Below are 26,373 nucleotides of genomic sequence, written 5' to 3' on the forward strand. Positions count from 1 at the left end.
GTGTGCTACGCAGCATTTCCGTTAATTCCGTCCGGCGCCATTCATCGTGCTGAGCATCCGAAATCTCTCCAAGACGTTCTCCTCGGCCGCCGAACCGGTCCACGTGCTGCGCGGCGTCGACCTTGACCTCAAGGCCGGTGAACGCGTCGCGCTGACCGGCGAATCCGGCAGCGGCAAGAGCACGCTGCTGCACCTGATCGCGGGGCTCGATGCCGCCGATGGCGGCTCGATCCGGTTGGAAGACACCGAGGTCACCAAGCTGTCCGACGCGGGGCGCGCCAGCCTGCGGCGCGACCGGATCGGCCTCGTGTTCCAGCAGTACAACCTGATCCCGAGCCTGTCGGTTGCCGACAATCTGGCCTTCCAGGCGCGGATCGCCGGCCGGCACGACGCAGCCTGGTCCAGTGAACTGGTCGAACGGCTCGGGCTCGGCGCCCTCCTGAAGCGCTATCCCGAGCAATTGTCCGGCGGCCAGCAGCAGCGGGTCGCGATCGGCCGGGCGCTCGCGACAAGACCCTCGCTGCTGCTCGCGGACGAGCCGACCGGAAATCTGGATGAAGCGACCGCCGAGGACGTGCTGGCGCTGACGCGCGACCTCGTCACGCGCACCGGCTGCGGATTCCTGATGGTGACGCACAGCCTGCATCTGGCCGGCACGCTCGACCGCCACCTCACTTTGCATGCGGGGCGAATCGCATGAGGCGCGCGCTGTGGGTCCTCGCGGTGCTCCTGAGCCATTGGCGGCGGCACAGGATGCAGTTCGCGACACTTCTGATCGGGCTGATCGCCGCGACTGCGCTGTGGAGCGGCGTGCAGGCGATCAACCAGCAGGCCCGCAATGCCTATGACCGCGCCGCGGCGACGTTCGGCGGCGTGCGGACGCCGATGCTGGTCGCACCCAATGCGGCGACCTTTCCGCAAGACCTGTTCGTCAGGCTCCGCCGCGCAGGCTGGCCGGTCTCGCCGGTGCTGGAGGGCCGCGTCCAGATCAACGGGCGCTCGGTGCGGCTGCTCGGCATCGAGCCGGTGACGCTGCCGGTGGATGTCGGCAACGCGCCACGCCTTGGTGCCGCGGACCTGACGAGCTTCGTCGCGCCGCCCGGCCGGACGCTGGTGGCGAAAGAGACGCTGAACGACTTGCAGGAGCAGGAGGGCGCGGCGCCGCCGATCAGCAGCGGCGCAACACTGCCGCCGCTGCACGTGCAGCCGCAGCTCGTGCCCGACGTGCTGGTGGTCGATATCGGCGTGGCGCAGAAGCTCCTGAACAAGCCGGACCAAGTCTCGCGATTGCTGATCGGCAAGCCGAAGGGCAAGCCGGCGCCGCTGGCGAGCGTCGTCGGCGACCGGCTGCAACGGGTCGAGCCGAATGCGGAGACGGAGCTGGAGCGTCTCACCGACAGTTTCCATCTCAACCTCACCGCCTTCGGCCTGTTGTCGTTCTTCGTCGGCCTGTTCATCGTCAATTCGGCCGTGGGTCTTGCCTTCGAGCAGCGACTGCCGATGCTGCGCACGTTGCGAGCCTGCGGCGCCTCGGCGCGCCTCGTCAACACGGTGCTGGTGATCGAGCTGGTGGCGCTGGCGCTGGTCGCCGGACTGATCGGGCTCGTCTGCGGCTATTTCATCGCGGCCGCGCTGTTGCCCGACGTCGCGGCGTCGCTGCGCGGGCTCTATGGCGCGCAGATCCCGGGGCAACTCAGCTTGCAGCCCGAATGGTGGCTCGCCGGCATCGGCATCAGCGTTGCCGGCGCGCTCGTTGCGGCCGCGACCAGCCTGATCAAGGCGATCAGGATGCCGGTGCTGGCGACCGCGCAGCCGTACGCCTGGCAGCAGAGGCAGCGCCGCTGGCTGATCCTGCAAAGCATTGCGGCGTGCATGGTGTTCGCGGTCGCGCTGCTGCTGCTTCACTATGGCGAATCGCTGATCGCAGGCTTCGGCGTGCTGGCGGCGCTGATGCTGGGCGCGGCACTGATCCTGCCGGCCTTCCTCGACATCATCCTGCTCATAGGCCAGCGCGCAGCGCGAGGACCGCTCTCGCTGTGGTTCTGGGCGGACAGCCGGCAGCAGCTCTCCGGGCTGTCGCTGGCACTGATGGCGCTGCTGCTCGCGCTCGCCGTCAATGTCGGCGTCTCCACCATGGTGGAAACCTTCAGCCGCACCTTCGTCGGCTGGCTCAACGGGCGGCTCGCGGCCGACGTCTACATCAGCGCTTCCGACAATGCGCAAGGCGTCGCGATCCGGAACTGGCTGAAGGAGCGCAGCGAAGTCCAGGCGATCCTGTCGGGCGGCCGCGCCGAGACGCAAGTCCAGGGCCAGCCGGTGGAGCTGTTCGGCCTGCCCGATCACGCACTCTATCGCGAGCGCTGGCCGCTGCTGGAGACTGCGCCACGCGCCTGGACCCAGCTGGTGCCGGGCAATGCCGCCTTCATCAGCGAGCAATTGAGCCGCCGCCTCAACGTCCGCGTCGGCGACGTCGTCGAGGTGCCGGCGCCGGGCGGGACCTGGGAGCTCGACATCGTCGGCATCTATGCCGATTACGGCAATCCCAAGGGACAGCTGGCCGTGAATGTCGCGGCGCTGATCCGTCACTTTCCGCAGACGCCACAGACGCGGATCGGCCTCATCGTCGCGCGGGACAAGATTCCGGACTTGATCGCGGCCTTGCAGAAGCGGTTTGCACTCGACGACCGCAGCGTCGCCGACCAGGCGACGGTGAAGGCGGAATCGATCCGCATCTTCAACCGCACCTTTGCGGTGACATCGGCGCTGAACGCTTTCACGCTCGGTGTCGCCGGCATCGCGCTGCTGACCAGTCTTTTGACGCTGGCCAACTCCCGCCTGCCGCAGCTCGCACCGCTGTGGGCGATCGGCATCACGCGGCCGCGCCTCGCCGCGATCGAATTGACCAAGACGCTGTCGGTGGCGCTGTTCACCTCGCTGCTGGCCGTGCCGCTCGGGCTGCTGGTGGCGTGGTGCCTGATTGCGATCGTGAATGTGAAGGCGTTCGGCTGGCGGCTGCCGTTCCATGTGTTCCCGCTGCAACTCGTCGAGCTGGTCGCGGTCGCGCTGGTCGCCTCGCTGCTGGCCGCGCTGCTGCCGGTCGCACGGCTGGCGCGGATGCAGCCGGCGAACCTCGTCAAGGTGTTTGCCAATGAGCGCTGACAAGATCTCGCGGCGCGCATTTGCCGGCGGCATTGCCGCGCTCGCCCTTGCGCGCCACGCCGGCGCGCAAGGCTATGCCGGGCTCGGCGAGACGGCCGACGGCTTTGCGAAGGTCACGCCGGGAAAGACGTTCGCCTTCCCCGCCGATCACGGGCCGCATCCGGAATTTCGCATCGAGTGGTGGTATCTCACCGCGAACATCGTCGACAGCAGCGGTGCGGCTTGCGGCCTGCAATGGACGCTGTTCCGCCAGGCGGCGCAGCCGGGACCGCAAGGCGAAGGCTGGGCCAATCAGCAGATCTGGATGGCGCATGCGGCGGTGACGCGCGCCGATACCCATCGCTTCAGCGAGCTGTTTTCGCGCGGCGGGATCGGACAGGCCGGCGTCGAAGCGAAGCCCTTCACGGCGTGGATCGACGATTGGGAGATGAAGGGTCTTGAGCGCACCGACGATCGCACTTTGGCGCCCCTGACGCTGAAGGCCTCCGGCACGAACTTCAGCTATGCGCTGACGCTGGAGGCCGATCGTGCGGTGGTGTTGCAGGGTGACGGCGGCTTCAGCCGCAAGTCGGAGCGCGGCCAGGCCTCCTACTATTACAGCCAGCCGTTCTACCGCGCGCGCGGCACGCTCACCATCGATGACAAGCCGGTCGATGTGTCGGGGCAGGCCTGGATGGACCGCGAGTGGAGCAGCCAGCCGCTCGACGCCGACCAGACCGGCTGGGACTGGCTGTCGCTGCATCTTGCATCCGGCGACAAGCTGATGCTGTACCGGCTGCGGCAGAAGGACGGCAAGGACTATCCGTTCGGCAACTGGATCACCGCCACCGGCAGCACGCAGATGATCTCGGGCAGCGACATCCAGATGACGCCGAAGGCGACCGCCGAGGTCGCGGGGCGCAAGCTGCCGGTGGAGTGGCAAATCGCCATCCCCTCGCGCTCGTTCTCAATCCAATGCAAGCCGCTCAATCCAAAGGCCTGGATGGGGACCGGCTTCTCCTATTGGGAAGGGCCGATCAGCTTTGCCGGCACGCATGACGGTGTTGGCTATCTCGAGCTGACCGGGTATTGAAGCGCGACCTCTTCAAGGAAGCGAGCGATGTATCACCTCACCGCCCTCGTCACGCTGCTGGCGATTGCGTTTTATTTCTTCGCCACCATCAACGTCTCGCGCGCGCGAGCGAGGACGGGCATCAAGGTGCCGGCGACCTCAGGACACCCGGACTTCGAGCGCGCCTTCCGCATCCAGGTCAACACGCTGGAATGGATGCCTATCTTCCTGCCGTCGCTCTGGCTGTTCGCGATCTACATCAGCGACGCCCTCGCAGCCGGGATCGGCGCGCTCTGGATCGTCGGCCGCATCGTCTATTTCATCGGTTATTCGCAGGCCGCCGCAAAGCGCGGCCCGGGCTTCTTGATCCAGGCCATCGCAGCCATTGCGCTATGGGTAGGGGCGATCGGGGCGGCGGTGTCGCGGCTGGTGTGAGGGATGAATTGCAAGCCGTCATTCCGGGGCGGCGCGCCAGCGCCGAACCCGGAATCTCGAGATTCCGGGTTCGATGCTTCGCATCGCCCCGGAATGACGCTACGCCTCACTTCGTCAGCGGGCAGCCGCTGTCCTTGGCGGTGAAGAACGCCTTGTCGCCGGGGACGGTGGCGAGCAGCTTGTAATAGTCCCAGGGCTTCTTCGACTCCGCGGGCTTCTTGACCTCGAACAGATACATATCGTGGACCATGCGGCCGTTCTCGAGAACCTTGCCGCCCTGCGCGAAGTCGTCGTCGACCGGCAGCTCCTTCAGCTTCTTGGCGACGGCTTCCGGATCCTTGGTGCCGGCGGCCTTGACCGCTTTCAGATAGCTCAGCGTCGCCGAATAGGTGCCGGCATGGATCATGCTCGGCATCCGCCCGGTGCGCTTGAGGAAACGTTCGCCGAGATTGCGGGTCTTGTCGTTGAGATCCCAGTAATAGCCCTCGGTCAGCACCAGGCCTTGCGCGGCCTGCAAGCCGAGGCCGTTCACTTCGGCCAGCGTCATCAAGAGGCCCGCGAGCTTCTGACCACTGGCGACGATGCCGAACTCGGACGCCTGCTTGATCGAGTTGGTGGTGTCGAGGCCGGCATTGGCGAGGCCCACGATCTTGGCCTTGGAGCTCTGCGCCTGCAGCAGGAAGGAAGAGAAGTCCGAGGAATTGAGCGGCACGCGCACCGAGCCGACCACCTTGCCGCCATTGGCGGTGACGATCTCGCTGGTGTCCTTCTCCAGCGCGTAGCCGAAGGCGTAGTCCGCGGTGAGGAAGTACCAGGTGTCGCCGCCGGCCTTGGTCAGCGCGCCGCCGGTGCCGACGCCGAGCGCGCGGGTGTCATAGGCCCAGTGGAAGCCGTAGGGCTGGCAGGCATCGCCGGTGAGGCGCGAGGTCGCGGCGCCCACCACGATGTCGATCTTTTTCTTTTCCTTGGAGAGCTCGTGGATCGCGAGCGCGACCGAGGAGGTCGTCAGCTCCGTGATCATGTCGACGTTCTCGACATCGTACCAGCGCCGCGCGATCGAGCTCGCCAGATCCGGCTTGTTCTGGTGGTCGGCGGTGACGAGCTCGATCTTCTGACCGAGCACCTCGCCGCCAAAATCTTCGATCGCCATCCTGGCCGCTTCGACCGACCATTTGCCGCCGTAGTCTGCATAGACGCCGGACTGGTCGTTGAGGATGCCGATCTTGACGCCTTGCGCGGAGGCCGGTGCTGCCAGCAGCAGGGCCGAGGTTGCGACGGCGGCCAAAAGGGCTGATTTCATGTGTTGGCTCCCAGCAGTGTTCTGTTTTGAAATCGCGCGGATACTAGTGAAGAACCCCGGGAATGCCCATCCATTGCGTGTTGGTCGTTAGTATGAAGGGCGGCACCACAAAAAACCGTCGTCCTGGACAAGCGCAGCGAAGCGGAGCGTAGATCCAGGACCCAATACCCCAGGGAGCAATTTGGCGAAGACCGGTGGTCGCAACCTGCTCGCGCCGCAACTTCTCCCTGGGGTAATGGGTCCTGGCTTTCGCCAGGACGACGCTGGAGAAACATCACATTGCGACCTTCGGCTTCCCGTCGTTCTTCCCCTCAGCCAGGTTGCGCACCACCACATAGAAGATCGGCGTGAACAGAAGCCCGAACAGGGTGACGCCGAGCATGCCGAAGAAGACGGCGACGCCGACGGCCTGGCGCATTTCCGAACCGGAGCCCGTCGAGACCACCAGCGGCAGCACGCCGAGAATGAAGGCGAAGGAGGTCATCAGGATCGGCCGCAGACGCAGGCGGCAGGCGTCGATCACGGCCTCCAACCGCGGCTTGCCTTCGTTCTCGATGTCGCGCGCGAACTCGACGATCAGGATCGCGTTCTTCGCCGCCAGTCCCACCAGCACGACGAAGCCGATCTGGGTGAGGATGTTGACGTCCTGCCCCATGATGCGGACGCCGATGGTGGCCGCTAGCAGGCACATCGGCACGATCAGGATCACCGCGAACGGCAGGGTCCAGCTGCCATATTGCGCGGCGAGCACGAGATAGACGAACAGCACGCAGATCGGGAATACCAGCAGGCCCGCGTTGCCGCCGGTGACCTGCTGGTACGAGAGATCCGTCCACTCGAAGGTGAAGCCGCTCGGCAGGGTGTCGTCGGCGAGCTTCTTGATGGCGTTGAGCGCGGTGGTCGAGCTCGTCCCAGGCGCCGGCTCGCCCTGGAGCTCGGACGCCGCGTAAAGATTGTAGCGCGCGACGCGGTCGGGCCCCGAGACATCCTTGAAGTCGACCACGCTGCCGAGCATCACCATGTCGCCGGAGGCGTTGCGCGTGCGCAGCCGCGCGAGATCGCTCGGCTCTTTGCGGAACGGGAAATCGGCCTGCGCGGTGACGTGGTAGGTGCGGCCGAACAGGTTGAAGTCGTTGACATAGGTCGATCCGAAATAGGTCTGGATCGTGTCGTTGATGTTGGCGATGGGTACACCGAGCTTCTGCGCCTTGGTGCGGTCGATGTCGACGAAGAGCTGCGGCGTGTTGGCTGAGAACGGCGAGAACACCGTCGGAGCCAGCAGCGAGGGCGATTTGCGGGCGGCGGCGACGAGCTCGTCGGTCGCGGATGCCAGCAGCTCGGGCCCTCGGCCCTGGCGGTCCTGGATGCGGATGGTGAAGCCGCCGCCCGTGCCGATTCCGGGCACGGCGGGTGGCGGAATCACGATGATGAAGGCGCCCTGGATCGCGGCGAGGCGCTTGCGCAGCTCGGCCGTGATGGCATTCGCGGTCAGGCCCTTCTTCAGCCGCACCTCGGGCTCATCGAACACGGGGAAGAGCGCCGCCGCATTGCCGGCCTGCGTTCGTGTCGCGCCCGAGAAGCCGGCGAAGGCGGCCACGCGGATAATGCCTGGCGTGTCCAGCGAGATCCGCTCGATCTCTCGGACAATCTCGGTGGTCCGCGCCAGCGATGCCGCACCCGGCAACTGCACTGAGATAATGACGTAGCCGCGGTCCTGCGCCGGGATGAAGCCCTGCGACGTCGTCCCGATCAGCCAGCCTGCGCTGCCGATTAGCACGACATAGATTAGCAGCATCACCACCGAGTGCCGGATCACGAAATTGGCAAGGCCGGCATAGCCATGCGCGAGACGGTCGAACGTGCGGTTGAAGACGCCGGTGAAGGCATTCCAGCCGCGCGCGACGACGTTCCAGCTCGCCGGCGGCCGCTTCTCCTCGTGCGGCGTCAGGATCTGCGAGGCCAGCGCCGGTGACAGCGTCAGCGAGCAGAAGCAGGAGATCGCGGTCGCAACCGCAATGGTGACGGCGAATTGCTGGAAGAACTGCCCGGAAATGCCGCCCAGAAATGCGGTCGGCACGAACACCGCGCACAGCACCAGCGCGATCGAGACCAGCGCGCCGCCGACCTCTTCCATGGTCTTCAGCGCGGCATCGCGCCGGCTCAGGCCGTGCTCAAGATGGCGCTCCACATTCTCCACCACCACGATGGCGTCATCGACCACGATGCCGACCGCGAGCACGAGACCGAACAGCGTGAGATTGTTGATGGAGAAGCCGAGCGCCGCCATCACCGCAAAGGTGCCGACCAGCGAAACCGGGATCGCGATGATCGGAATGATCGCGGGCCGCCAGCCCTGCAAGAACACCAGCACCACGATAACCACGAGCAGCATGGCCTCGTAGATGGTCTTGATCAGCTCGTGGACCGACTGCGCGATGAACTCGGTCGGGTTGTAGCCGATATTGTAGTCGAGGCCTTTTGGAAAACTCTCCTTGAGCTTCGTCATCGTGTCGGAGATGTGTTTGGCCGTCGCGAGCGCGTTCGATCCCGGTCGCTGCGTCACCAGCATCGCGACCGCCGACTTGCGCAACAGGAAGCTGTTGGTGGAATACGCCAGCGCCCCGAGCTCGATCCGGGCGACGTCGCGCAGCCGCACCGTGCGGCCGTCGGAGCCGGCCTTGATCAGGATGTCCTCGAACTGCTTCTGGTCCTTCAGGCGTCCGGTGAAGGTGAGGTTCGGCTGGAAGGCGCGATCGGCGATCGGCGGCTCGGCAATCTGTCCGCCCGCGATCTGCACGTTCTGGGCACGGATCGCCGCCAGCACCTCGGTCGAGGTCAGACCGAGATTTGCGATCCGGTCGGGATCGAGCCACAGCCGCATCGAATAATCGCGCGCGCCGAAGATCTGGATGTCGCCGACGCCGTCGATGCGAAGCAGCTGGTCGCGGACCTGCAGCAGCGCGTAGTTGGAGATGTAGAGCTGGTCGAAGCTGTCGTCGGGCGACAGCATGAACACGACCATCAGGATGTCGGGCGAGTTCTTGCGGGTGACGACGCCGTTGCGCTGCACCTCGTCCGGCAGTTGCGGCTGCGCGATCGCGACGCGGTTCTGCACCAGCACCTGTGCCTTGTCGAGGTCGGTGCCGAGCTTGAAGGTGACGGTGATCGTCAATTGCCCGTTCGAGGTCGCCTGGCTGTAGAGATACAGCATGTCCTCGACGCCGTTGATCTGCTGCTCGATCGGAGCGGCGACCGTGTCGGACACGGTCTGCGCGGAGGCGCCGGGATATTGCGTGGTGACGACGACGGTCGGCGGCACCACCTGCGGATATTCAGAGACCGGCAGCGTTGTATAGGCGAGCGCGCCGACAATCAGCAGCACGATCGACAGCACCATCGCCAGGATGGGCTGGTTGATGGAGAGGCGGCCAAGGTTCATGACTTGTCACCGGGCTTGCCGCCGGCCGGCGCGGGCGCGGGAGACGGAGCGACCTTGGCGCCGACGCGGGCGCGCTGGATGCCGTTGACGATGACGCGGTCGTCAGCCTTCAACCCTTCGCGGATCACGCGCAGGCCATCGTCGATCGGCCCAAGCACCACGGGACGCGCTTCGACGGTGTCATCAGGCTTGACCACGAACACGATCTTGCGGGACTGGTCGGTCGCAACGGCGACATCCGGGATCAGCAGCGCCTCGTAGGGCGCGCTGCCGATCAGGCGGACGCGGCCGAACTGGCCGGGCAGGATCGACAGATCGGTGTTCTTGATCACGGCGCGGCTGCGCAGGGTCCCGGTGGAGACATCGAGGCGGTTGTCGAGGAAGTTGATGGTGCCCTCATGCGAGGGCTTGGTCTCGCCGGCCAGCGTCACCTGCACCGGGTTCGCCGTATCGCGCGAGCTCGGGCGCTTACCTTCGAACCAGAGCTTGCTGTATTTGATGAACGTCGTCTCATCCATGTCGAAATAGACGTAGATCGGATCGAGCGCGACGATCGAGGTGAGCAGCGTCGAGGTGCCGGTGTCGCTGCCCTGCACGAGATTGCCGGGGCTGACGAGATGGCGGCTGACGCGGCCCGTGAGGGGCGCGGTCACATGGGTGAATTCGATGTTGAGCTTGGCGGCCTTGAGCGCGCCTTCGGCCTGCACTTCCGCCGCGTGCGCGGCCTGCAAGGCCTGGCGGCGCTGATCGACGACCTGCTCGGAGACGGCGCTGGTCTGCACCAGGTTGAGGCCGCGATCGAGCTCGCGCTTGGCAAGCTCCACCTTGGCGCGCGCATCGGAGAGCTGACCGTCCGCCTGCTCCGCCACCGCCTCGAACGGGCGCGGGTCGATGACGTAGAGCAGATCGCCCTGGTGCACGATGGCGCCGTCCTGGAATTCGACGGAGTTGACGAAACCGCCGACACGGGGGCGCACCTGCACCTCCTCCACGGCCTCGAAGCGGCCGGTGAATTCGTCCCAATCGGTGACGGTGCGCTTGACCGGCTGGGCGACCGTCACCGGCGGAGGTGGCGGGGCCGCGGCCTGCGAGGTCGGCTGTCCGCAACCGGTGAGTGCAAACGCCGCGGCGAGAAGGCCGGCGATGGCGTAAGGCCGCGGCCGAACGAAATCGTGCGTTTTGACAAGTTGCTCGCTTCCATCCGGTCCGCTCATCCAAGGTCCTCGCATAAAAGCCGCAGAAAACGCAGGGTACTCGCCTACCCGCGGGGGACACAAGATGGGCTGCCATAATGAAATCTTCAAGACGATGGCTCGCGCAACGCTCGGCGAGAGGACCTAGCCTGATGATGGGTTGACAGGGAGGGAGATGGCGCTCCTTCGCCTCTCCCAGCTTGCGGGGAGAGGCCGAATCGCATCGCAAGTTGCGATCCGGGTGAGGGGGAGTCTCCGCGAGTCCAACTGTCACCTCCCTTGCGGAGAGCCCCCCTCACCCCAACCCTCTCCCCGCAGGCGGGGAGAGGGAGAAGAGTAGCCAGCGTCTTCGCGCATGACGGGCGGGGCAGGCTCGGCTAGATTACCTCTACAAGAACAAGACGAATTGTCCGGGAGGACAGACGTGCACCAGGGACGTGTCGTTTACGGCGCGATCGAGGAGGTCGTCTTCGGCCATCCTGCGGCAGGCGCCATCGTCGCGCAGATGGACCGGCTGGGGACGCGCCGTGCCTTCCTGATGGTCTCCGGCACGCTGAACCGGCAGACCGACGAAATCGAGAAGATCAGACAGGCGCTCGGCGCACGCTGTGCGGGCGTGTTCGACGCCATGCCGGCGCACACGCCGCGCGAGGCGGTGATCGCCGCCGCCAATGCGGCCCGCGAGGTGGGCGCCGACCTGATCGTCACGGTCGGCGGCGGCTCGATCACCGACGGCGCCAAGGCGGTGCAGCTCTGCCTTGCCAACGGCATCGACGATGTCGACGGCATCGAGCGCATCCGCGTGCACAAGGGCGTCGCGCCGGAGATGAACGCGCCGACCGTACGACAGATCAGCGTGCCGACGACCATTGCCGGCGGCGAGTTCAGCGCGATCGCGGGCGTGACCGACCGCAGCACGCATGTGAAACAGATGCTGCGGCATCCGCTCACGGTGCCGCGCGCGACCATCCTCGATCCCGCCATCACCGTGCACACGCCGGAATGGCTATTCCTGTCCACCGGCATCCGCGCCGTGGACCATTGCGTCGAGGCGATCTGCTCGCGCGAGACGCACCCTTATGCCGACGCGCAATCGGTCAAGGGCCTCGCCATGCTCGCCGACGCGCTGCCGCGGGTGAAGGCCGATCCTGCCGACCTCGACGCGCGGATGGATGCGCAGATCGGCACCTGGCTGTCGATGGGCGCGCTTGCGGCCGGCGTGCCGATGGGGGCGAGCCATGGCATCGGCTACGTGCTGGGTGCGGCCTTCGACGTGCCGCACGGCTACACCTCCTGCATCATGCTGCCGGCGGTAATGCGCTGGAATGCGCGCGACAATGCCGAGCGCCAGATGATCGTGGCCGCCGCCATGGGCTTTCCCGGCCACAACGCCGCCGATGTGCTGGACGCCTTCATCCGCTCGCTCGGCATGCCGCGCAGCCTCGCGGAGGTGCACGTCTCGCCCGAGCATTTCGACGCCATCGCCGAGCAGGCGATGCGCACGCCCTGGGTGCCGCGCAACCCGCGCAAGATCGAAGGCCCCGCGCAGTTGCGCGAAATCCTGCTTCTCGCCGCATAATCTCAAGCCGGAGGATCGATGTACACTGGTCTCCATGCCCGCCTGCGCCCGCTCCAGCCCGCTTTCATCATGGCGGCGACCGGCGAGACCGTCACCTATCGTGAGCTCGAGGCGCGCAGCAACCGCCTGGCGCACCTGTTCCGCAAGCACGGCTTGAAGCGGCTCGATCACTATTCGATCTTCATGGAGAACAATTCGCGCTATCTCGAGGCCTGCGGCGCCGGTGAGCGGTCCGGGCTGTACTACACCTGCATCAACTCCTTCCTCACGCCCGGCGAGCTCGCCTATCTCCTGGTCAACAGCCAGTCCAAAATCCTGATCACCTCCGTGGCGAAGCTCGACATCGCGCGCGAGGCGATCCAGGCCTGCCCCGACATCAGGCTCTGTATCGTCGCCGACGGTCCCGGCGAGAGTGACCGCATCGTCGGCCTTGCCGAAGTGACCGCCGGTCTGCCGAAGACCCCGATTGCGGATGAGTGGCTCGGCACCGCGATGCTCTATTCATCCGGCACGACAGGGCGGCCGAAGGGCATCCTGCGGCCGCTGCCGGAGGAGCCGCCGAAACACAATCTGCCGCTGTTCGATTTCCTGACGAAGCTCTGGCACTACCGCGAGGGCATGGTCTATCTGTCGCCGGCGCCACTCTATCACTCCGCGCCGCAAGCCGCCGTGAACCTCACGATCCGCATGGGCGGCACCGTCATCATCATGGAGACGTTCGATCCCGAGCGTTACCTCCAGCTCGTCGAGCGATGGGGCATCACGCACACCCAGCTGGTGCCGACGATGTTCTCGCGCATGCTGAAGCTGCCGGAAGAGGTGCGAAAGCGCTACGACCTGTCTTCGCTCGAGATCGCGATCCATGCCGCGGCGCCCTGCCCGGCCCTCGTCAAGGACGACATCATCAAATGGTGGGGGCCGATCATCCACGAATATTACGGCGCCACCGAGGGCCTCGGCTTCACCGCCTGCAACAGCGAGGAGTGGCTTAGCCATCGCGGCACCGTCGGCAAGGTGCTGCTGGGCGACCTCCACATTCTCGATGAGAACATGCGGGAATGCCCGACCGGCACGCCGGGCCAGGTGTGGTTCAAGACCGCCTCGCCGTTCGAATATTTCAACGATCCGGAGAAGACGAAAGAGGCGCGCTCGGCCGACGGCAGCATGAGCACGGTCGGCGACGTCGGCTATGTCGATGCCGACCGCTTCCTCTACCTCACCGACCGCGCGACCTTCATGATCATCTCGGGCGGCGTGAACATCTATCCGCAGGAATGCGAAAATCTGCTGATCACGCACCCGAAGGTTGCGGACGCCGCCGTGTTCGGCGTGCCCAATCCCGATCTCGGCGAAGAGGTGAAGGCGGTGGTGCAGCCGATGCCGGGCGTGGTGCCGGGCGAGGCGCTTGCCGAGGAGCTGATCGCCTTCTGCGGCCAATCGCTGTCGCGGCAGAAGGTGCCGCGCTCGGTCGATTTCGAGAAGGAATTGCCGCGGCTGCCGACGGGGAAGCTGTACAAGCGGCTGCTGCGCGACCGGTACTGGGGGAACAAGTCGTCGCGGATTGTGTGAGGGGTTTTGGGCAATCCTGCGCCACACATTCAGCGTCGTCCTGGCGAAGGCCAGGACCCATACCGCGTGATCTCGCGATTGTTGTAGGTCGCAATACCGGACGACGATCTTCGCCAAACACCTCCCTGGGGTAATGGCTCCTGGCTTTCGCCAGGACGACGCCGGGGGAACTCTTTCATTGTGAAAGAGTGAGACCTGCGGCCTTCCGTCATCCGAATTGTCGAGAGCGCCGCCACCCTTGCCGGTTGCCTCGCTGCGCGCGCGTCGCTATCGTCGCTTCAACAGGCCGCAAAAGGCTGTTGTCCAGGGAGGACGAGGATGCGGAGCGTGCGGGCGCTTGCCGCGACGGCGGCGCTATCTTTGCTGGCGTTTTCGACCATCGCATTGGCCGGCGGGCCCAAGCAGGGCGGAATCCTGCGGATGTATCACCGCGACAGCCCCGGCAATGCCTCGATCCATGAAGGCGCGACCTACTCGCTCAACGTTCCCTTCATGCCTGTGTTCAACAACCTCGTCATCTACAAGCAGGACGTGGCGCAGAACAGCATGGACACCATCGTCCCCGAGCTCGCGGAGAGCTGGGCATGGGTGAACGACAACAAGACACTGACCTTCAAGCTGCGCCCGGGCGTCAAATGGCACGACGGCAAGCCGTTCACCTCTGCGGACGTCAAATGCACCTTCGACATGCTGATGGGCAAATCGCAGCAGAAGTTCCGGCAGAACCCGCGCAAGACCTGGTACGACCAGGTCAACGACATCTCGACCGACGGCGATCTCGAGGTCTCCTTCAACCTGAAGCGGCCGCAGCCTTCGCTGCTGGCGCTGCTCGCCTCGGGCTATACGCCGGTCTATCCCTGCCATGTCTCGCCCGGCGACATGCGTACGCACCCGATCGGCACCGGCCCGTTCAAGTTCGTCGAGTTCAAGGCCAATGAATCGATCAAGCTGACCCGCAATCCCGACTATTGGCGCGAGGGCCGGCCCTATCTCGACGGCATCGAGCTCACCATCATTCCGAACCGCTCGACCGCCATCCTCGCCTTCGTCGCCGGCAAGTTCGACATGACCTTCCCGACGGAGGTGAGCATTCCGCTGCTCAAGGACGTGAAATCCCAGGCGCCGAACGCGGTCTGCGTGGTCGAGCCCAACAATGTCGCGACCAACATCATCGTCAACTCCTCCTCGCCGCCGTTCGACAACATCGACATCCGCCGCGCCATGGCGCTGGCGCTCGACCGCAAGGCTTTCATCTCGATCATGTTCGAGGGCCAGGGCGATGTCGGCGGCACCATGCTGCCGCAGCCGAACGGGCTGTGGGGCATGCCGAAGGAGATGCTCGAGACCATTCCGGGCTATGGCCCCGATGTGAACGCCAACCGCGAGGAAGCCAAGAAGCTGATGCAGAAGGCCGGCTACGGCCCGGACAAGCACCTCGCCGTCAAGATCTCCACCCGCAACATTCCGGTCTACCGCGATCCCGCGGTGATCCTGATCGACCAGCTCAAGAGCATCTATATCGACGGCGAGCTCGACGTGGTCGAGACCGCGAACTGGTTTCCGAAGATCGCGCGCAAGGACTACATGCTCGGGCTCAACCTGACCGGCAACGCGGTCGACGATCCCGACCAGTCGTTCTACGAGAATTATTCCTGCGGTTCCGAACGCAATTACACCAACTACTGCAACAAGGAGATCGAAAAGCTGTTCGACGTGCAGTCGCAGGAGACCGATATCGCCAAACGCAAGAAGCTGGTGTGGGACATCGACAAGAAGCTGCAGGAGGACGTCGCGCGCCCGATCATCTTTCACGCGCGCACCGGCAGCTGCTGGCAGCCCTATGTCAAGGGCGTGACGGTGATGTCGAACAGCTCCTATAATGGATACCGGTACGAAGACGTTTGGATGGACAAGTAGCGCGCTAACGGTTCGACGGGAGGGCGCGGGATGTTTGCCTATCTGGTGCGGCGCCTGTTCCTGATGCTCGTGACCCTGTTCGGGATCTCGGTCGTCATCTTCTTCCTGCTGCGCATCGTGCCCGGCAACATCGTCGACATCCTGTTCGCCGCGGCCGGCTATGTCGATCCCGCCGACAAGGCCAATCTGGAGAAGGAGCTCGGCATCGACCAGCCGCTGGTGGTGCAATATTGGCACTGGATCAGCGGCTTCCTGCGCGGCGATTTCGGCTACTCCTATGTCTCCGAGAAACCGGCGCTTCAGGAGATCCTGCCGCGGATCCCGATCACGGCGCGGCTTGCCGGCTTGGCACTGCTGTTTTCGGCGTCGATCGGGATTCCCTTGGGCGTCATCAGCGCGGTGAAGCAGGGAACGCGGCTCGACTACGCGCTGCGTGTCGTCAGTCTTTCCGGCCTGTCGCTGCCGTCATTCTGGCTGGGGCTGCTGGTCCTCACGGCGTCGGTGGCGATGTTCGGCCAGATGCCGCTCTTCAATCCGAACCCCCAGAGTTTTGGGGAGGCGGTTGCAACCTATTGCATCCCGGCGATGGTGGTCGGATTCCGCAGTTCGGCGCTGACCATGCGCATCACCCGCTCCTCGATGCTGGAGGTGCTGCGGCAGGATTACATCCGCACCGCGCGCGCCAAGGGTGCGTCCGACGCCGCGGTGAACTACCAGCACGCGCTGAAGAACGCGATCCTGCCCGTCATCACCGTGATCGGGATCGAGGCGGCGTTCCTGATCGGCGGCCTGATCGTCACCGAGACCGTGTTCAACATCCCCGGCGTCGCACGCTTCCTGGTCGAGGCGATCCGCTGGCGCGATTATCCGATCGTGCAGAACCTCGTGATGTTGATCGCCGTGGTGGTGGTCAGCGCGAATTTCATCGTCGACATGCTGTATGCGGTGTTCGACCCGCGTATCCGGTACACGGATTGATCTGATGACTATTGCTCACGCCGCGAGCGCGCTCCCCTTCACCTCTCCCCGCTTGCGGGGAGAGGTCGAATTTGCGCAAAGCGCAAATTCGGGTGAGGGGGAGTCTCCGCGGGTCCAATTCTCACCTCCCCCTTGGAGAGCCCCCCTCACCCCGACCCTCTCCCCGCAAGCGGGGAGAGGGGGAAGATAGAGCTCACATGGCTACGATCGACTATGATCTCGAACTCAGGCGCGCCGGCATGCATGCGACCGGGGGCTGGCGGCGTGTGCTGTTTCTAGCGCAGCGGCATGTGCTCGGCGCTGCGGGGCTCGTCATCATGACGGCGTTCGTGCTGACCGCAATCTTTGCCGATTTCATTGCACGCTATGACCCCCTGACGATCGACGCCGCCCGTGCGCTGGCCCGCCCGAGCCTGGCGCACTGGATGGGAACGGACTCTTTCGGCCGCGACGTCTTCAGCCGCATCATTCATGGCTCGCGGATCTCGCTGGCGGTCGGGATCGGCTCGACCGCGCTCGGCGGCACGATCGGCGTGATCGTCGGGCTGACGTCCGGTTATCTCTCCGGCTGGGTCGATCTGGTGTTCCAGCGTGTCTCCGACGTCCTCCAGGCGCTTCCATTGCTGGTCCTGGCGTTGATCATGACCGCCGCACTCGGTCCGTCCTTGCCGAACGTCATCATCGCCATTGCCATTCCGCTGATCCCGACCGTGTCGCGTGTCGTCCGCGCCAACACGCTGGCGCTGCGCGAGCTACCCTTTATCGAAGCTGCCAAGTCGATCGGCATGAGCGAGGTGCGCATCGCGCTCCGCCACGTGCTGCCGAACACGCTGGCGCCGCTGATCGTGCTGGCGACCGCCCAGCTCGGCTCGACGATCCTGACCGAAGCCTCGCTCTCCTTCCTCGGCCTCGGCATTCCCGAGCCTTATCCGTCCTGGGGCCGCATGCTGTCGGAATCCGCTGCCGAATATGCCCGCACCGCGCCGTGGCTGGTGATCTTCCCGGGGATCGCGATCAGCCTCGCCGTGTTCGGCGCCAACCTGTTCGGCGACGCCCTGCGTGACATCCTCGATCCCCGGCAGCGCGGCTGATGGCTGATAAATCCGATCTCGTGCTCGAAGTGAAGAACCTGAAGACGGTGTTCTTCACGAACTCCGGTCTCTTCAAGGCCGTCGATGATGTTTCCTTCACCGTCAGGCGCGGCGAGACGCTGGCGATCGTCGGCGAGTCCGGCTGCGGCAAGAGCGTTACCGCGCTGTCGCTGATGCGGCTGGTGCCCGATCCGCCCGGCCGCATCGTCGGCGGGTCGGTCTCGCTCGAAGGCACCGATTTGTTGACGCTGGACGAGGCGGAGATGCGCGCCGTTAGGGGCAACCGCATCTCCATGATCTTCCAGGAGCCGATGACGTCGCTCAATCCCGTCATGCGGATCGGCGACCAGATCGTCGAGGCCGTGCGGCTGCACCGGGTGATGTCGGCCAAAGAAGCCCGGAACATCGCAGTCGAGATGCTGCGGCTGGTACGGATTCCAGAGCCGGCACGGCGCGCGCGGGAATATCCGCACCAGTTGTCGGGCGGCATGCGTCAGCGCGCGATGATCGCGATGGCGCTGGCCTGCCGGCCGGCGCTGCTGATCGCGGACGAGCCGACCACTGCGCTGGATGTCACCATCCAGGCGCAGATCCTGGCGCTGATCCTCGACCTCCAGAAGGAGCTCGGCACCGGGCTCGTTCTCATCACGCATGATCTCGGCGTCGTCGCGCAGACCGCGCAGCGCGTGATCGTGATGTATGCGGGCAGGAAGGTCGAGGAAGCCAGCGTCGAGGCGCTGTTCGCCGATCCCAAGCACCCTTATACGCGCGGGCTGATGGCCTCGATTCCGTCGGTGCCGGCGTCCGGCGCCGCGACGCAGGCGCGGCTCAACGAAATTCCCGGCACCGTGCCATCGCTGGTGCGGCTGCCACAGGGCTGCGCCTTCGCGCCGCGCTGCAAGCTCGCGATCAAGCGCTGCGAGGAGTACCCGCCATTGCAGGATTGGGGCGGCGGCCATCTCGCCGCCTGCTGGCGCGCGGCTGACGTCGCGGAGGTCGCATGACCGAAGCGCTGCTCGAGGTCACCGACCTTAGGAAGCACTACCCGGTGCGCGCCGGCGTGTTGCGCCGGCAGGTCGGCACCGTGCACGCGGTGGACGGCGTCTCGTTCACGGTTGGTGTCGGCGAAACATTGGGGCTGGTCGGCGAGTCCGGCTGCGGCAAGTCGACGGTGGCGCGCAGCGTGCTGCGGCTGGTCGAACCGACCTCGGGCCAGATCCGTCTCGAGGGCGAGGACATCACGCATCTTTCCAAGGCGGCGCTGCGCCCGCACCGTCGCTCGATGCAGATCGTGTTCCAGGACCCCTTTGCCTCGCTCAATCCGCGCATGACCGCGGGCGACATTGTCGGAGAGCCGCTGGCCGTGCACGGGCTCGCGAGCGGCAAGGAGCTGGAAGCGCGGACTGCAAAGCTGTTCGAGCAGGTCGGCCTGCGGCCCGACCAGATGCGCAACTTTCCGCATCAATTCTCCGGCGGCCAGCGCCAGCGCATCTGCATCGCACGGGCGCTCGCGCTGGGGCCGCGCCTGATCGTCTGCGACGAGCCGGTCTCCGCGCTCGACGTCTCGATCCAGGCGCAGGTGATCAATCTGCTGATCGACCTGCAACGCCAGCACGGCTTCTCCTATCTCTTCATCGCGCACGACCTCGCCGTGGTCGCCCATATCAGCCACCGCGTCGCGGTGATGTATCTCGGCCGCATCGTCGAGATCGCCGCCAAGGACGAGCTGTTCAGGAACCCGCGCCATCCCTACACGCAGGCCCTGCTCGCCTCGGTGCCGATCGCCAACCCGCTCGCGAGGAAGCTCGCGCCGCTGGTCGACGGCGACGTGCCGAGCCCGGTCAATCCGCCATCCGGCTGCGCGTTTCACACGCGCTGCCGGTTCGCGATGGACCGGTGCAGGACGGAGCGGCCGGCGCTGTTAGATGCGGGCGACGGGCACCAGGTGGCGTGTTTGCTCAATGACGGGACTGGGCGGGGCCAATAGCAGCAGGCGCCAACGCCCGGATCACCGGCCAAGCCGCCAGCGCAGCAGCCAGGTGCTTGAGTGTGTGGCCCGAGACGATATGCCCTGTCGCTTCGAAAACGGCCTCGTCGCCGAGCTCGAAGAGCTTGGCCAGCACATAAAAGAAAATCACGCCGCCGAGCGGCACGCCAAGCGCACCAGGCCGGGGCCGTGTCAGGGCCAGTCCCACGGCCAACGCCATGCCGCCGAACTGCACGACCACCCATGGCGTGAGGTTGTCGCGTGCCACCCAGGCCGCGAGCAGGCCCGCAACCATCATCAGCACCAGCACCGCCTCGCCCGCGCGCACGCTGATGCGCTCGCTGGCCGCGATGCCCAGGAATCCTGCGAACGCCACCGCCATGCCGAGACGATCGGCCACGAGCCGTTGCGGCATGTCGGGGTCCAGATGATAGAAGCCCGAGCCTAAGCAAGTGAGGATCAGTCCCACAAAAAACCAGCTTGCTCCCACGGGTGCATCATGACGGGCGCGCAGCCGCTCCGAGCCCCAGACGCCCATCGCGAGAAAGGCGAGATTGCTCAGTACGTCGCCGGCGTTGGGCACGCCGAGCCAGGAGCGGGCGTCGACGAAATGCGGGATGTGCCACGCGCCGGGGGGCAGGGTCGGCGCCAGCAGCGCCGCCAGGGCCAGAACGAAGAGCGCGCCGATCAGGTATTTTTCGCGAACTGTAGGTGCGGCGAACCGACGGGGCGTTGAGGGGAACGTGACATTGGGCTTTTGAGCGTGGTCATGTGCGCACAACATGGGAGCTCCGTATTTGAACAATGTTCAGCATTGGTAATCCACTAATGAACATTGTTCAAGGCGAATCGCGCTATCGATGCAAATTTCTAACATCTCTTTGAAATTATTTATGATTCCATACGAGACGGAAGCCAGCAACCCGCAGCGAGTTGAGTTCGGGGCAGCATCTCCGTCGTCATTGCGAGCGCAGCGAAGCAATCCAGACTGCCGCCGCGGAAAGATTCTGGATTGCTTCGCTGCGCTCGCAATCGAATTTGCCGCGCTACCCCGCTCCGATCTCCGCGACGATCCTGCCCGTGGTCACCTGCTCACCCTCGGTGACGTCGATCGCGGCGACCACGCCGTCGATGCCGGCCTTGTGGACGTGCTCCATTTTCATCGCTTCCAGCGTCAGCACAGGCTGGCCGGCGGCGACGCGGTCGCCCGGCTTGACCAGGACGGCGACGACACGGCCGTTCATGGCGGCGCGGACTTTTCCGTCGCCGCCGTTGGTTGCCGCCGCCTTTGGCGCAGCGAGAGTGAAGTCGGTCACCGCGAGCGGAAAGCCGCGATGCTGGAGATAGAGCCGATCGCCATCGCGCAGGAATTTGGCGCTGTCCATCATGCCGTCGTTACGGAAGCGGATCGCGTCAGGATCGAGCTGATCAATTTCGAACTTGTCCTGCCGGCCGTCGGTGGCGACGGTGTACCCACCATCCCGCTCTCGCGTAACTTCGAGTTCGCGCGCCTGGCCGGCGATCTCGATTTTCGCAGGAAGCGGAAACGTTGCCGACAGGCTCCGGCCGCCCCGCCATGACGGCGCGCGCGGATTTGTGACGTAGAGCAGCAGGCCTGCCAGCGCCGTGCCGAACGCCGCGTCCGCCGGGGGAGCCAGCAGCTCGTCGCGATGCGCGCCGATGAACGCCGTCGTCGCCTCGCCCCTGGCAAAGCCGGGATGACGCAGGCAGGACATCAGGAAGGCCTGGTTGGTGGTCACGCCGAAGGCGGTGAGCTGCTCCAGGCCGACGATCAGCCGTCCCCTCGCCTCCTCGCGTGTCGCGCCGTGGCTAATCACCTTGGCGATCATGGAATCGTAGAACGGCGGGATCTCCGAGCCTGATTGCAGCGCGTGCTCGACGCGGATGCCATCCGGCACCTGCCAGCGCGCCATGCTGCCGGACTGCGGCATGAAATCCTGCGCGGCATCTTCCGAGCAGAGCCGCACCTCGATGGCGTGACCTGCGAAGCGGATGTCCTGCTGCCTCACCGGTAATTGCTCGCCGCGCGCGACGCGCAGCTGCAGCTCGACGAGATCTAGCCCCGTGATCGCCTCGGTCACGGGATGCTCGACCTGGAGACGGGTGTTCATCTCCATGAAGTAGAACTCCCCGCTCGCATCGAGCAGGAATTCCAGCGTGCCGGCGCCCTCGTAACGCAGCGCCTTCACCGCGGCGACGGCGACCTCGCCCATTCTCGCACGCAGCTCCGGCGTGACGGCCGGCGACGGCGCTTCCTCGATCAGCTTCTGGTGCCGCCGCTGCACGGAGCAGTCACGCTCGCCGAGATGAATGGCGTTGCCGTGGTTGTCGCCGAACACCTGGATTTCGATATGGCGTGGATTCTGGATCGCGCGTTCGAGAATGACCGTGGCATCGCCGAACGCGGCTTTCGCCTCCGACCGCGCGCTGCGCAGCGCGTCGGGGAAGGATGCAGCATCGGTCACGAGCCGCATGCCGCGGCCACCACCGCCGGCCACCGCCTTGATCATCACGGGAAAACCGATCTTCCTGGCCTCCGCGAGCATGACCTCGTCGCCTTGCTCAAGGCCCTGATAGCCGGGCACGCAGGGCACACCGGCCTTCCGCATGATCTCCTTGGCGCCGGCCTTGTTGCCCATCGCCTCGATCGCCTGGGGCGATGGGCCGATGAAGACGAGACCGGCGTCCTTGCAGGCCTGCGCAAAGTCCTCGTTCTCGGCGAGGAAACCGTAGCCGGGATGGACGGCATCCGCGCCGCTGGCTTTCGCCGCGGCAATGATCGCGGGGATGTTGAGATAGGATTGCGCCGGCAGCGCCTCGCCGATGCGCACGGCCTGATCGGCCTGCCGCACATGGAGCGCATCGCGATCCGCGTCGGAATAGACCGCGACGACGCCGAGGCCAAGCTTGCGCGCGCTGCGCATCACCCGCAACGCGATCTCGCCGCGGTTGGCGATCAGGACCTTGAAGAACGGCCGGTGCTGCACTGATCCGTTCCTCATGGCCGGGCCACCGAAAACTGCATGCGCTGGGGCCTGCGTGCGTCGCCTTCGCGGCAGATCGCGAGCACTTCGGAGAGGACCGCCCGGGTGTCGCGCGGATCGATCACGCCGTCGTCGAGCACGCGCGCGCTGGTCGAGAACACGTCCATCTGACCATCGAACACGCCGACGATCTGCGCCTTCATCGCATCGAGCTTGTCCTTCTCGATCGGCTTGCCGCGCCGCGCGGCGGCGGCTTCCGTCACGATGGCCATGGTCTCGGCGGCCTGCTCGCCGCCCATCACCGCCGTCTTGGCGTTCGGCCAGGAGAAGCAGAAGCGCGGATGGAAGCCGCGCCCGCACATGCCGTAATTGCCGGCGCCGAACGAGGCGCCGCAATAGATGGTGATCTGCGGCACCGTCGCCGACGTCACCGCCTGGATCATCTTGGAGCCGTGCTTGATCATGCCGGCTTCCTCATAGGCCTTGCCGACCATGTAGCCGGTGGTGTTGTTCAGATAGAGGATCGGCGTGCGGGTCTGACAGCAAGCCTGGATGAAATGCGTTGCCTTGTTGGCGCCGGCAGGATCGAGCGGGCCGTTGTTGGTGATGATGCCGATCGCCTGGCCCTCGATGCGGGCATGGCCGCAGACGGTTGCCGGGCCGTAATTCGGCGCCATCTCGGTGAAGTCGGAATCATCGATGATGCGGGCAATCACCTGCTTCATGTCCACGGGGCGCTTGTGGTCCATCGGCATGATGCCGAGCAGCTCGTCCTGGTCGTAGCGCGGCGGCTTGAATTGGGCAGCCGCCCTGTCCGGCCGCTCCCACTCCAGGGCCGCCATGATCTCGCGCGCGATGCGCAGCGCGTCGCGATCGTCCTCGGCGAGATAGTCGCCGAGGCCGGAGACCTGGGTGTGCATCTCGGCGCCGCCAAGCTCTTCCTCGGTCGCGATCTCACCGGTTGCGGCTTTCAGCAGCGGCGGCCCTGCGAGGAAGGCACGGGTGCGGCCGCGCACCATGACGATGTAGTCGGACAGGCCGGTCTGGTAGGCGCCGCCCGCGGTGGACGAGCCGTGCGTCACCGTGACGACCGGGAGACCCGCCGCCGAGAGCCGCGCCAGGTTGCGAAAGATGTTGCCGCCGCGAACAAAATCCTCGACGCGGTAGCGCAGCAGATTGGCGCCGGCGCTTTCGACCAGCTGCACGTAGGGCAGCTTGTTCTCCAGCGCGAGCTCCTGCACCCGCAGCGTCTTGTCGAGGCCGAACGGCTGCAGCGCGCCGGCGTCGATGCCGGAATCGCTGGCGCTGACCATGCAGCGGATGCCCGAGACGAAGCCGATGCCGGCGATGACGCCGCCGCCCGGCACGCTCTTGTTCGGATCGGGCACGTCGAACATGTAGCCGGCGAGCGTCGACAGCTCGATGAAGGGCGCGCCGGGATCGAGCACCAGCGCGACGCGCTCGCGCGGCAGCAGCTGGCCGCGCTTGTGAAAGCGGTCCTTTGCCGCGGCCGATGCGGCACGCGTGCGCTCTTCCAGCGCGCGCATGCGGTCGATCAAACCCAGCATGCCGTCGCGGTTGGCGTGGTAGGCCGCGCTGCCGGGGGAAATGGTGTTTTCGAGAATGGACATTAATGCTCCTTCCCGTCATTCCGGGGCGCGCGTAGCGCGAGCCCGGAATCCATATTCCCGATCGTGGTTATGGATTCCGGGCCTGGCCCTTCGGGCCATCCCGGAATGACGGAGTGTGGCTTACCGATTCGTCCCAAAGATCTTCCGCGCCTCGGCGGGGCTTGCGATCTCGCGGCCGGCGCGGCGGGCACAGGCGGCGACGGCTTCGATGAGCTGGCCGTTCGACGTCACCTTCGTGCCGTCGGCGAGATAGAAGGTGTCTTCGAGGCCGGTGCGCAGGTGACCGCCGAGCTCGGCGCAGCGCTGGTGCAGCGGCCAGATCTCCTCGCGGCCGATCGCCGTGACCTGCCAATGCGCCTCCGGACGCTTCAGCTTGATCAGGATCGGCAACAGGTCGGGATCCGACGGCATGCCGGAGGCGACGCCCATCACGAAGTTATATTCGAGCGGGCCCTTGTACATGCCGACCTGGGTGTACATGCCGACGCAGCGGACGATGCCGACATCGAAGCATTCGAACTCGGGGATGGTGCCGACCGCGTTCATGACGTCGAGATAGTCCTTCACCTTCTCGACGGCGTTGTCGAACATCATCGGCGGCCAGGCCCAGGTGTTGTCGGCCTTCACTTTCAAATAGTTCAGCGAGCCGGCGTTGCAGGCGGCGATCTCCGGTTTCGTCTCACGGATGCAGTCGAGCGCGCCGCTATAGTTCGGCCCCGACACGCCCGAGGTGTGGTTGATGATCACGCCCGGGCAGGCTTCGCGGATCGCCTGCTGGATCTCCTTGCTGACGCCGACCTCCCAGGACGGCAGGTGCCCCTTGTTCGGCGCCTGCTGACGCAGATGGATGTGCATGATGCTGGCGCCGGCATCGAACGCAGCCCTGGCCTCGCGCGCCATCTGCTCCGGCGTCACCGGCACGTTGTGCTGCTTGGGGTCGGTGAGCACGCCATTCAGCGCGCAGGTGATGACGGCCTTGTCGCTCATGCCTTGACGCTCATGACTTGGATGTCTCGCACGTTGAGAATTCAACGCTTGCGATCATGTGACGCGCGGCATGCGGCTTCTTGCGCGGAGAAGCTGGAAAATAGCGAGTTGTAGGTGCGTAGGGTGGGCAAAGGCGCTCTTGCGCCGTGCCCACCACGTCTTGGTATTCGGTGAAAATGGTGGGCACGCTTTCGCTTTGCCCACCCTACGAGAGCGAGCCTAGCTCGCTTCCGCGAGCCTCACCGTCTCGGTGCTGCGATAGATCGCAAGATCGCGCGAGCCGACGAAGATCGCGCGCGGCTTCAAGCCGTAGAAGCGGCGGATCGAGTGGCTGAAATGCGTGCTATCGGGATAACCGATGTCCTGCGCGAGATGGGCGAGGTTGAGGTCCTGGTTGGCGAAATGCAGCAAGTGCCGCGCGCGCTTCCAGGCGCGGAAGGAGCGGAACGAGATGCCGGTCTCCTCCTTGAACAGATGCAGGAAGCGCGAGGCGGAAAGACCTGCTTCTGCCGCGCAAGTATCCGCCGTCACCGGCTCGCCGGAGAAGCGCCCGATGCGCGCGACCGCGCGCATCACCCGCGGGTCGAGCACGCGGCGCGGCAGCGCCTCGCCGAAGCACATCTCGTCGAATTCGGCGGTGGTGATGTCGCCGTAGCGGCGCTGGCGCAGCAGCGCGTAGGCGGCGAGGATCTTGCGGGCATAGACGGCCCGGTCCGGTCCGGTCAGCCGCTCGGCCAAAGCCTCGATCACGCCATCCGGCATGCTTTCGGGCTCGAGCGTCACGCTGATTGCAGTGCGGTAGTCGCCGGCAATGGAATGCCGCTGGTTCGGCAGGGTGACGAACAGCTCGGCGGTGGCGAGGACATCGTCGATCGTCAGGTGCAGGTTGCCCTTGACCGCCACATAGACATGGCAGCAGCCGGGGGTCCGCTTGCGTGGGCGGCCGAGCAGGCCGGCATAAAACACCCGTTCCGGCGTGATCAGCATCAGATGGTCGGATTCGCGACCGTTATCTTCCATTGGGGTCCTCCTCGCGCGGCTCTCTGGCCGCT

General features: G+C 65.6%; 19 protein-coding genes. 11 read left to right on the top strand and 8 right to left on the bottom strand.

The annotated features are described in order from the left end of the window. The first annotated feature begins 46 nt into the window (after positions 1 to 46). From AB5K84_RS42175 to AB5K84_RS42190, 4 genes are read left to right on the top strand one after another with little or no spacing between them, the layout of a single operon-like run. Positions 47 to 700 carry an ABC transporter ATP-binding protein gene (locus AB5K84_RS42175; RefSeq protein WP_011083822.1) on the top strand — a complete coding sequence of 218 codons (654 nt, stop codon included), beginning with the start codon at positions 47 to 49 and terminating at the stop codon, positions 698 to 700. Continuing rightward, on the top strand, positions 697 to 3,159 hold the full coding sequence (locus tag AB5K84_RS42180; RefSeq protein ID WP_011083821.1) for an ABC transporter permease: 2,463 nt from the start codon (positions 697 to 699) through the stop codon (positions 3,157 to 3,159). Before AB5K84_RS42175 ends, AB5K84_RS42180 begins: the two co-directional genes overlap by 4 nt. After that, on the top strand, positions 3,149 to 4,231 hold the full coding sequence (locus tag AB5K84_RS42185) for a lipocalin-like domain-containing protein (protein WP_011083820.1): 1,083 nt from the start codon (positions 3,149 to 3,151) through the stop codon (positions 4,229 to 4,231). The genes AB5K84_RS42180 and AB5K84_RS42185 overlap by 11 nt, the downstream gene beginning before the upstream one ends. Positions 4,232 to 4,258: 27 nt before the next feature. Beyond that, on the top strand, positions 4,259 to 4,645 hold the full coding sequence (locus AB5K84_RS42190) for an MAPEG family protein (protein WP_011083819.1): 387 nt from the start codon (positions 4,259 to 4,261) through the stop codon (positions 4,643 to 4,645). A gap of 106 nt (positions 4,646 to 4,751) precedes the next feature. Here AB5K84_RS42190 and AB5K84_RS42195 read toward each other — a convergent pair whose 3' ends face one another. The 3 genes from AB5K84_RS42195 to AB5K84_RS42205 form a co-directional block, all read right to left on the bottom strand. Continuing rightward, positions 4,752 to 5,945, bottom strand: coding sequence for an ABC transporter substrate-binding protein (locus AB5K84_RS42195; RefSeq protein WP_011083818.1), 1,194 nt, complete (start codon positions 5,943 to 5,945; stop codon positions 4,752 to 4,754). A gap of 274 nt (positions 5,946 to 6,219) precedes the next feature. Then, entirely contained in the window at positions 6,220 to 9,384 is a 3,165-nt protein-coding gene (locus AB5K84_RS42200) for an efflux RND transporter permease subunit (protein ID WP_011083817.1), read from the bottom strand. Beyond that, on the bottom strand, positions 9,381 to 10,598 hold the full coding sequence (locus tag AB5K84_RS42205) for an efflux RND transporter periplasmic adaptor subunit (protein WP_028172666.1): 1,218 nt from the start codon (positions 10,596 to 10,598) through the stop codon (positions 9,381 to 9,383). Before AB5K84_RS42205 ends, AB5K84_RS42200 begins: the two co-directional genes overlap by 4 nt. Before the next feature lie 403 nt (positions 10,599 to 11,001). Here AB5K84_RS42205 and AB5K84_RS42210 point away from each other — a divergent pair, with 403 nt between their 5' ends. From AB5K84_RS42210 to AB5K84_RS42240, 7 genes are all read left to right on the top strand, one after another. Further along, on the top strand, positions 11,002 to 12,156 hold the full coding sequence (locus AB5K84_RS42210; RefSeq protein WP_038965219.1) for an iron-containing alcohol dehydrogenase: 1,155 nt from the start codon (positions 11,002 to 11,004) through the stop codon (positions 12,154 to 12,156). 18 nt (positions 12,157 to 12,174) lie between these two features. Further along, positions 12,175 to 13,725 carry an AMP-binding protein gene (locus AB5K84_RS42215; protein ID WP_011083814.1) on the top strand — a complete coding sequence of 517 codons (1,551 nt, stop codon included), beginning with the start codon at positions 12,175 to 12,177 and terminating at the stop codon, positions 13,723 to 13,725. A gap of 318 nt (positions 13,726 to 14,043) precedes the next feature. After that, entirely contained in the window at positions 14,044 to 15,642 is a 1,599-nt protein-coding gene (locus AB5K84_RS42220) for an ABC transporter substrate-binding protein (RefSeq protein WP_011083813.1), read from the top strand. A gap of 30 nt (positions 15,643 to 15,672) precedes the next feature. Next, positions 15,673 to 16,620, top strand: coding sequence for an ABC transporter permease (locus tag AB5K84_RS42225; RefSeq protein ID WP_011083812.1), 948 nt, complete (start codon positions 15,673 to 15,675; stop codon positions 16,618 to 16,620). A gap of 197 nt (positions 16,621 to 16,817) precedes the next feature. Further along, positions 16,818 to 17,711: an ABC transporter permease gene (locus AB5K84_RS42230; RefSeq protein ID WP_028172662.1), complete on the top strand. Its 894-nt coding sequence runs from the start codon at positions 16,818 to 16,820 to the stop codon at positions 17,709 to 17,711. Beyond that, the gene (locus AB5K84_RS42235) at positions 17,711 to 18,715 is read left to right on the top strand and encodes an ABC transporter ATP-binding protein (RefSeq protein WP_011083810.1); all 1,005 of its coding nucleotides are present in this window, start codon (positions 17,711 to 17,713) and stop codon (positions 18,713 to 18,715) included. Before AB5K84_RS42230 ends, AB5K84_RS42235 begins: the two co-directional genes overlap by 1 nt. Continuing rightward, a complete protein-coding gene (locus AB5K84_RS42240; RefSeq protein WP_011083809.1) occupies positions 18,712 to 19,698 on the top strand; it encodes an ABC transporter ATP-binding protein in 987 nt (328 codons plus the stop codon). The genes AB5K84_RS42235 and AB5K84_RS42240 overlap by 4 nt, the downstream gene beginning before the upstream one ends. Here AB5K84_RS42240 and AB5K84_RS42245 read toward each other — a convergent pair. The 5 genes from AB5K84_RS42245 to AB5K84_RS42265 all read right to left on the bottom strand — a co-directional run bounded on the left by AB5K84_RS42245 (position 19,670) and on the right by AB5K84_RS42265 (position 26,341). Further along, positions 19,670 to 20,482 (bottom strand): hypothetical protein, encoded by an 813-nt coding sequence (locus AB5K84_RS42245; protein ID WP_011083808.1) that lies wholly within the window; start codon positions 20,480 to 20,482, stop codon positions 19,670 to 19,672. The genes AB5K84_RS42240 and AB5K84_RS42245 overlap by 29 nt on opposite strands. Before the next feature lie 262 nt (positions 20,483 to 20,744). Continuing rightward, positions 20,745 to 22,721 (bottom strand): acetyl/propionyl/methylcrotonyl-CoA carboxylase subunit alpha, encoded by a 1,977-nt coding sequence (locus AB5K84_RS42250; protein WP_011083807.1) that lies wholly within the window; start codon positions 22,719 to 22,721, stop codon positions 20,745 to 20,747. Further along, complete coding sequence (locus AB5K84_RS42255) at positions 22,718 to 24,334, bottom strand: acyl-CoA carboxylase subunit beta (protein ID WP_011083806.1); 1,617 nt, start codon at positions 24,332 to 24,334, stop codon at positions 22,718 to 22,720. Before AB5K84_RS42255 ends, AB5K84_RS42250 begins: the two co-directional genes overlap by 4 nt. A 120-nt stretch (positions 24,335 to 24,454) precedes the next feature. Continuing rightward, a complete protein-coding gene (locus AB5K84_RS42260; RefSeq protein ID WP_011083805.1) occupies positions 24,455 to 25,321 on the bottom strand; it encodes a 3-keto-5-aminohexanoate cleavage protein in 867 nt (288 codons plus the stop codon). Between the two features lie 219 nt (positions 25,322 to 25,540). Next, a complete protein-coding gene (locus tag AB5K84_RS42265) occupies positions 25,541 to 26,341 on the bottom strand; it encodes a helix-turn-helix domain-containing protein (protein WP_011083804.1) in 801 nt (266 codons plus the stop codon). Between the last annotated feature and the right edge of the window lie 32 nt (positions 26,342 to 26,373).

Origin of the sequence: Bradyrhizobium sp. 1200_D9_N1_1 (assembly GCF_052075915.1) — a bacterium.
Lineage (GTDB): Bacteria > Pseudomonadota > Alphaproteobacteria > Rhizobiales > Xanthobacteraceae > Bradyrhizobium > Bradyrhizobium diazoefficiens.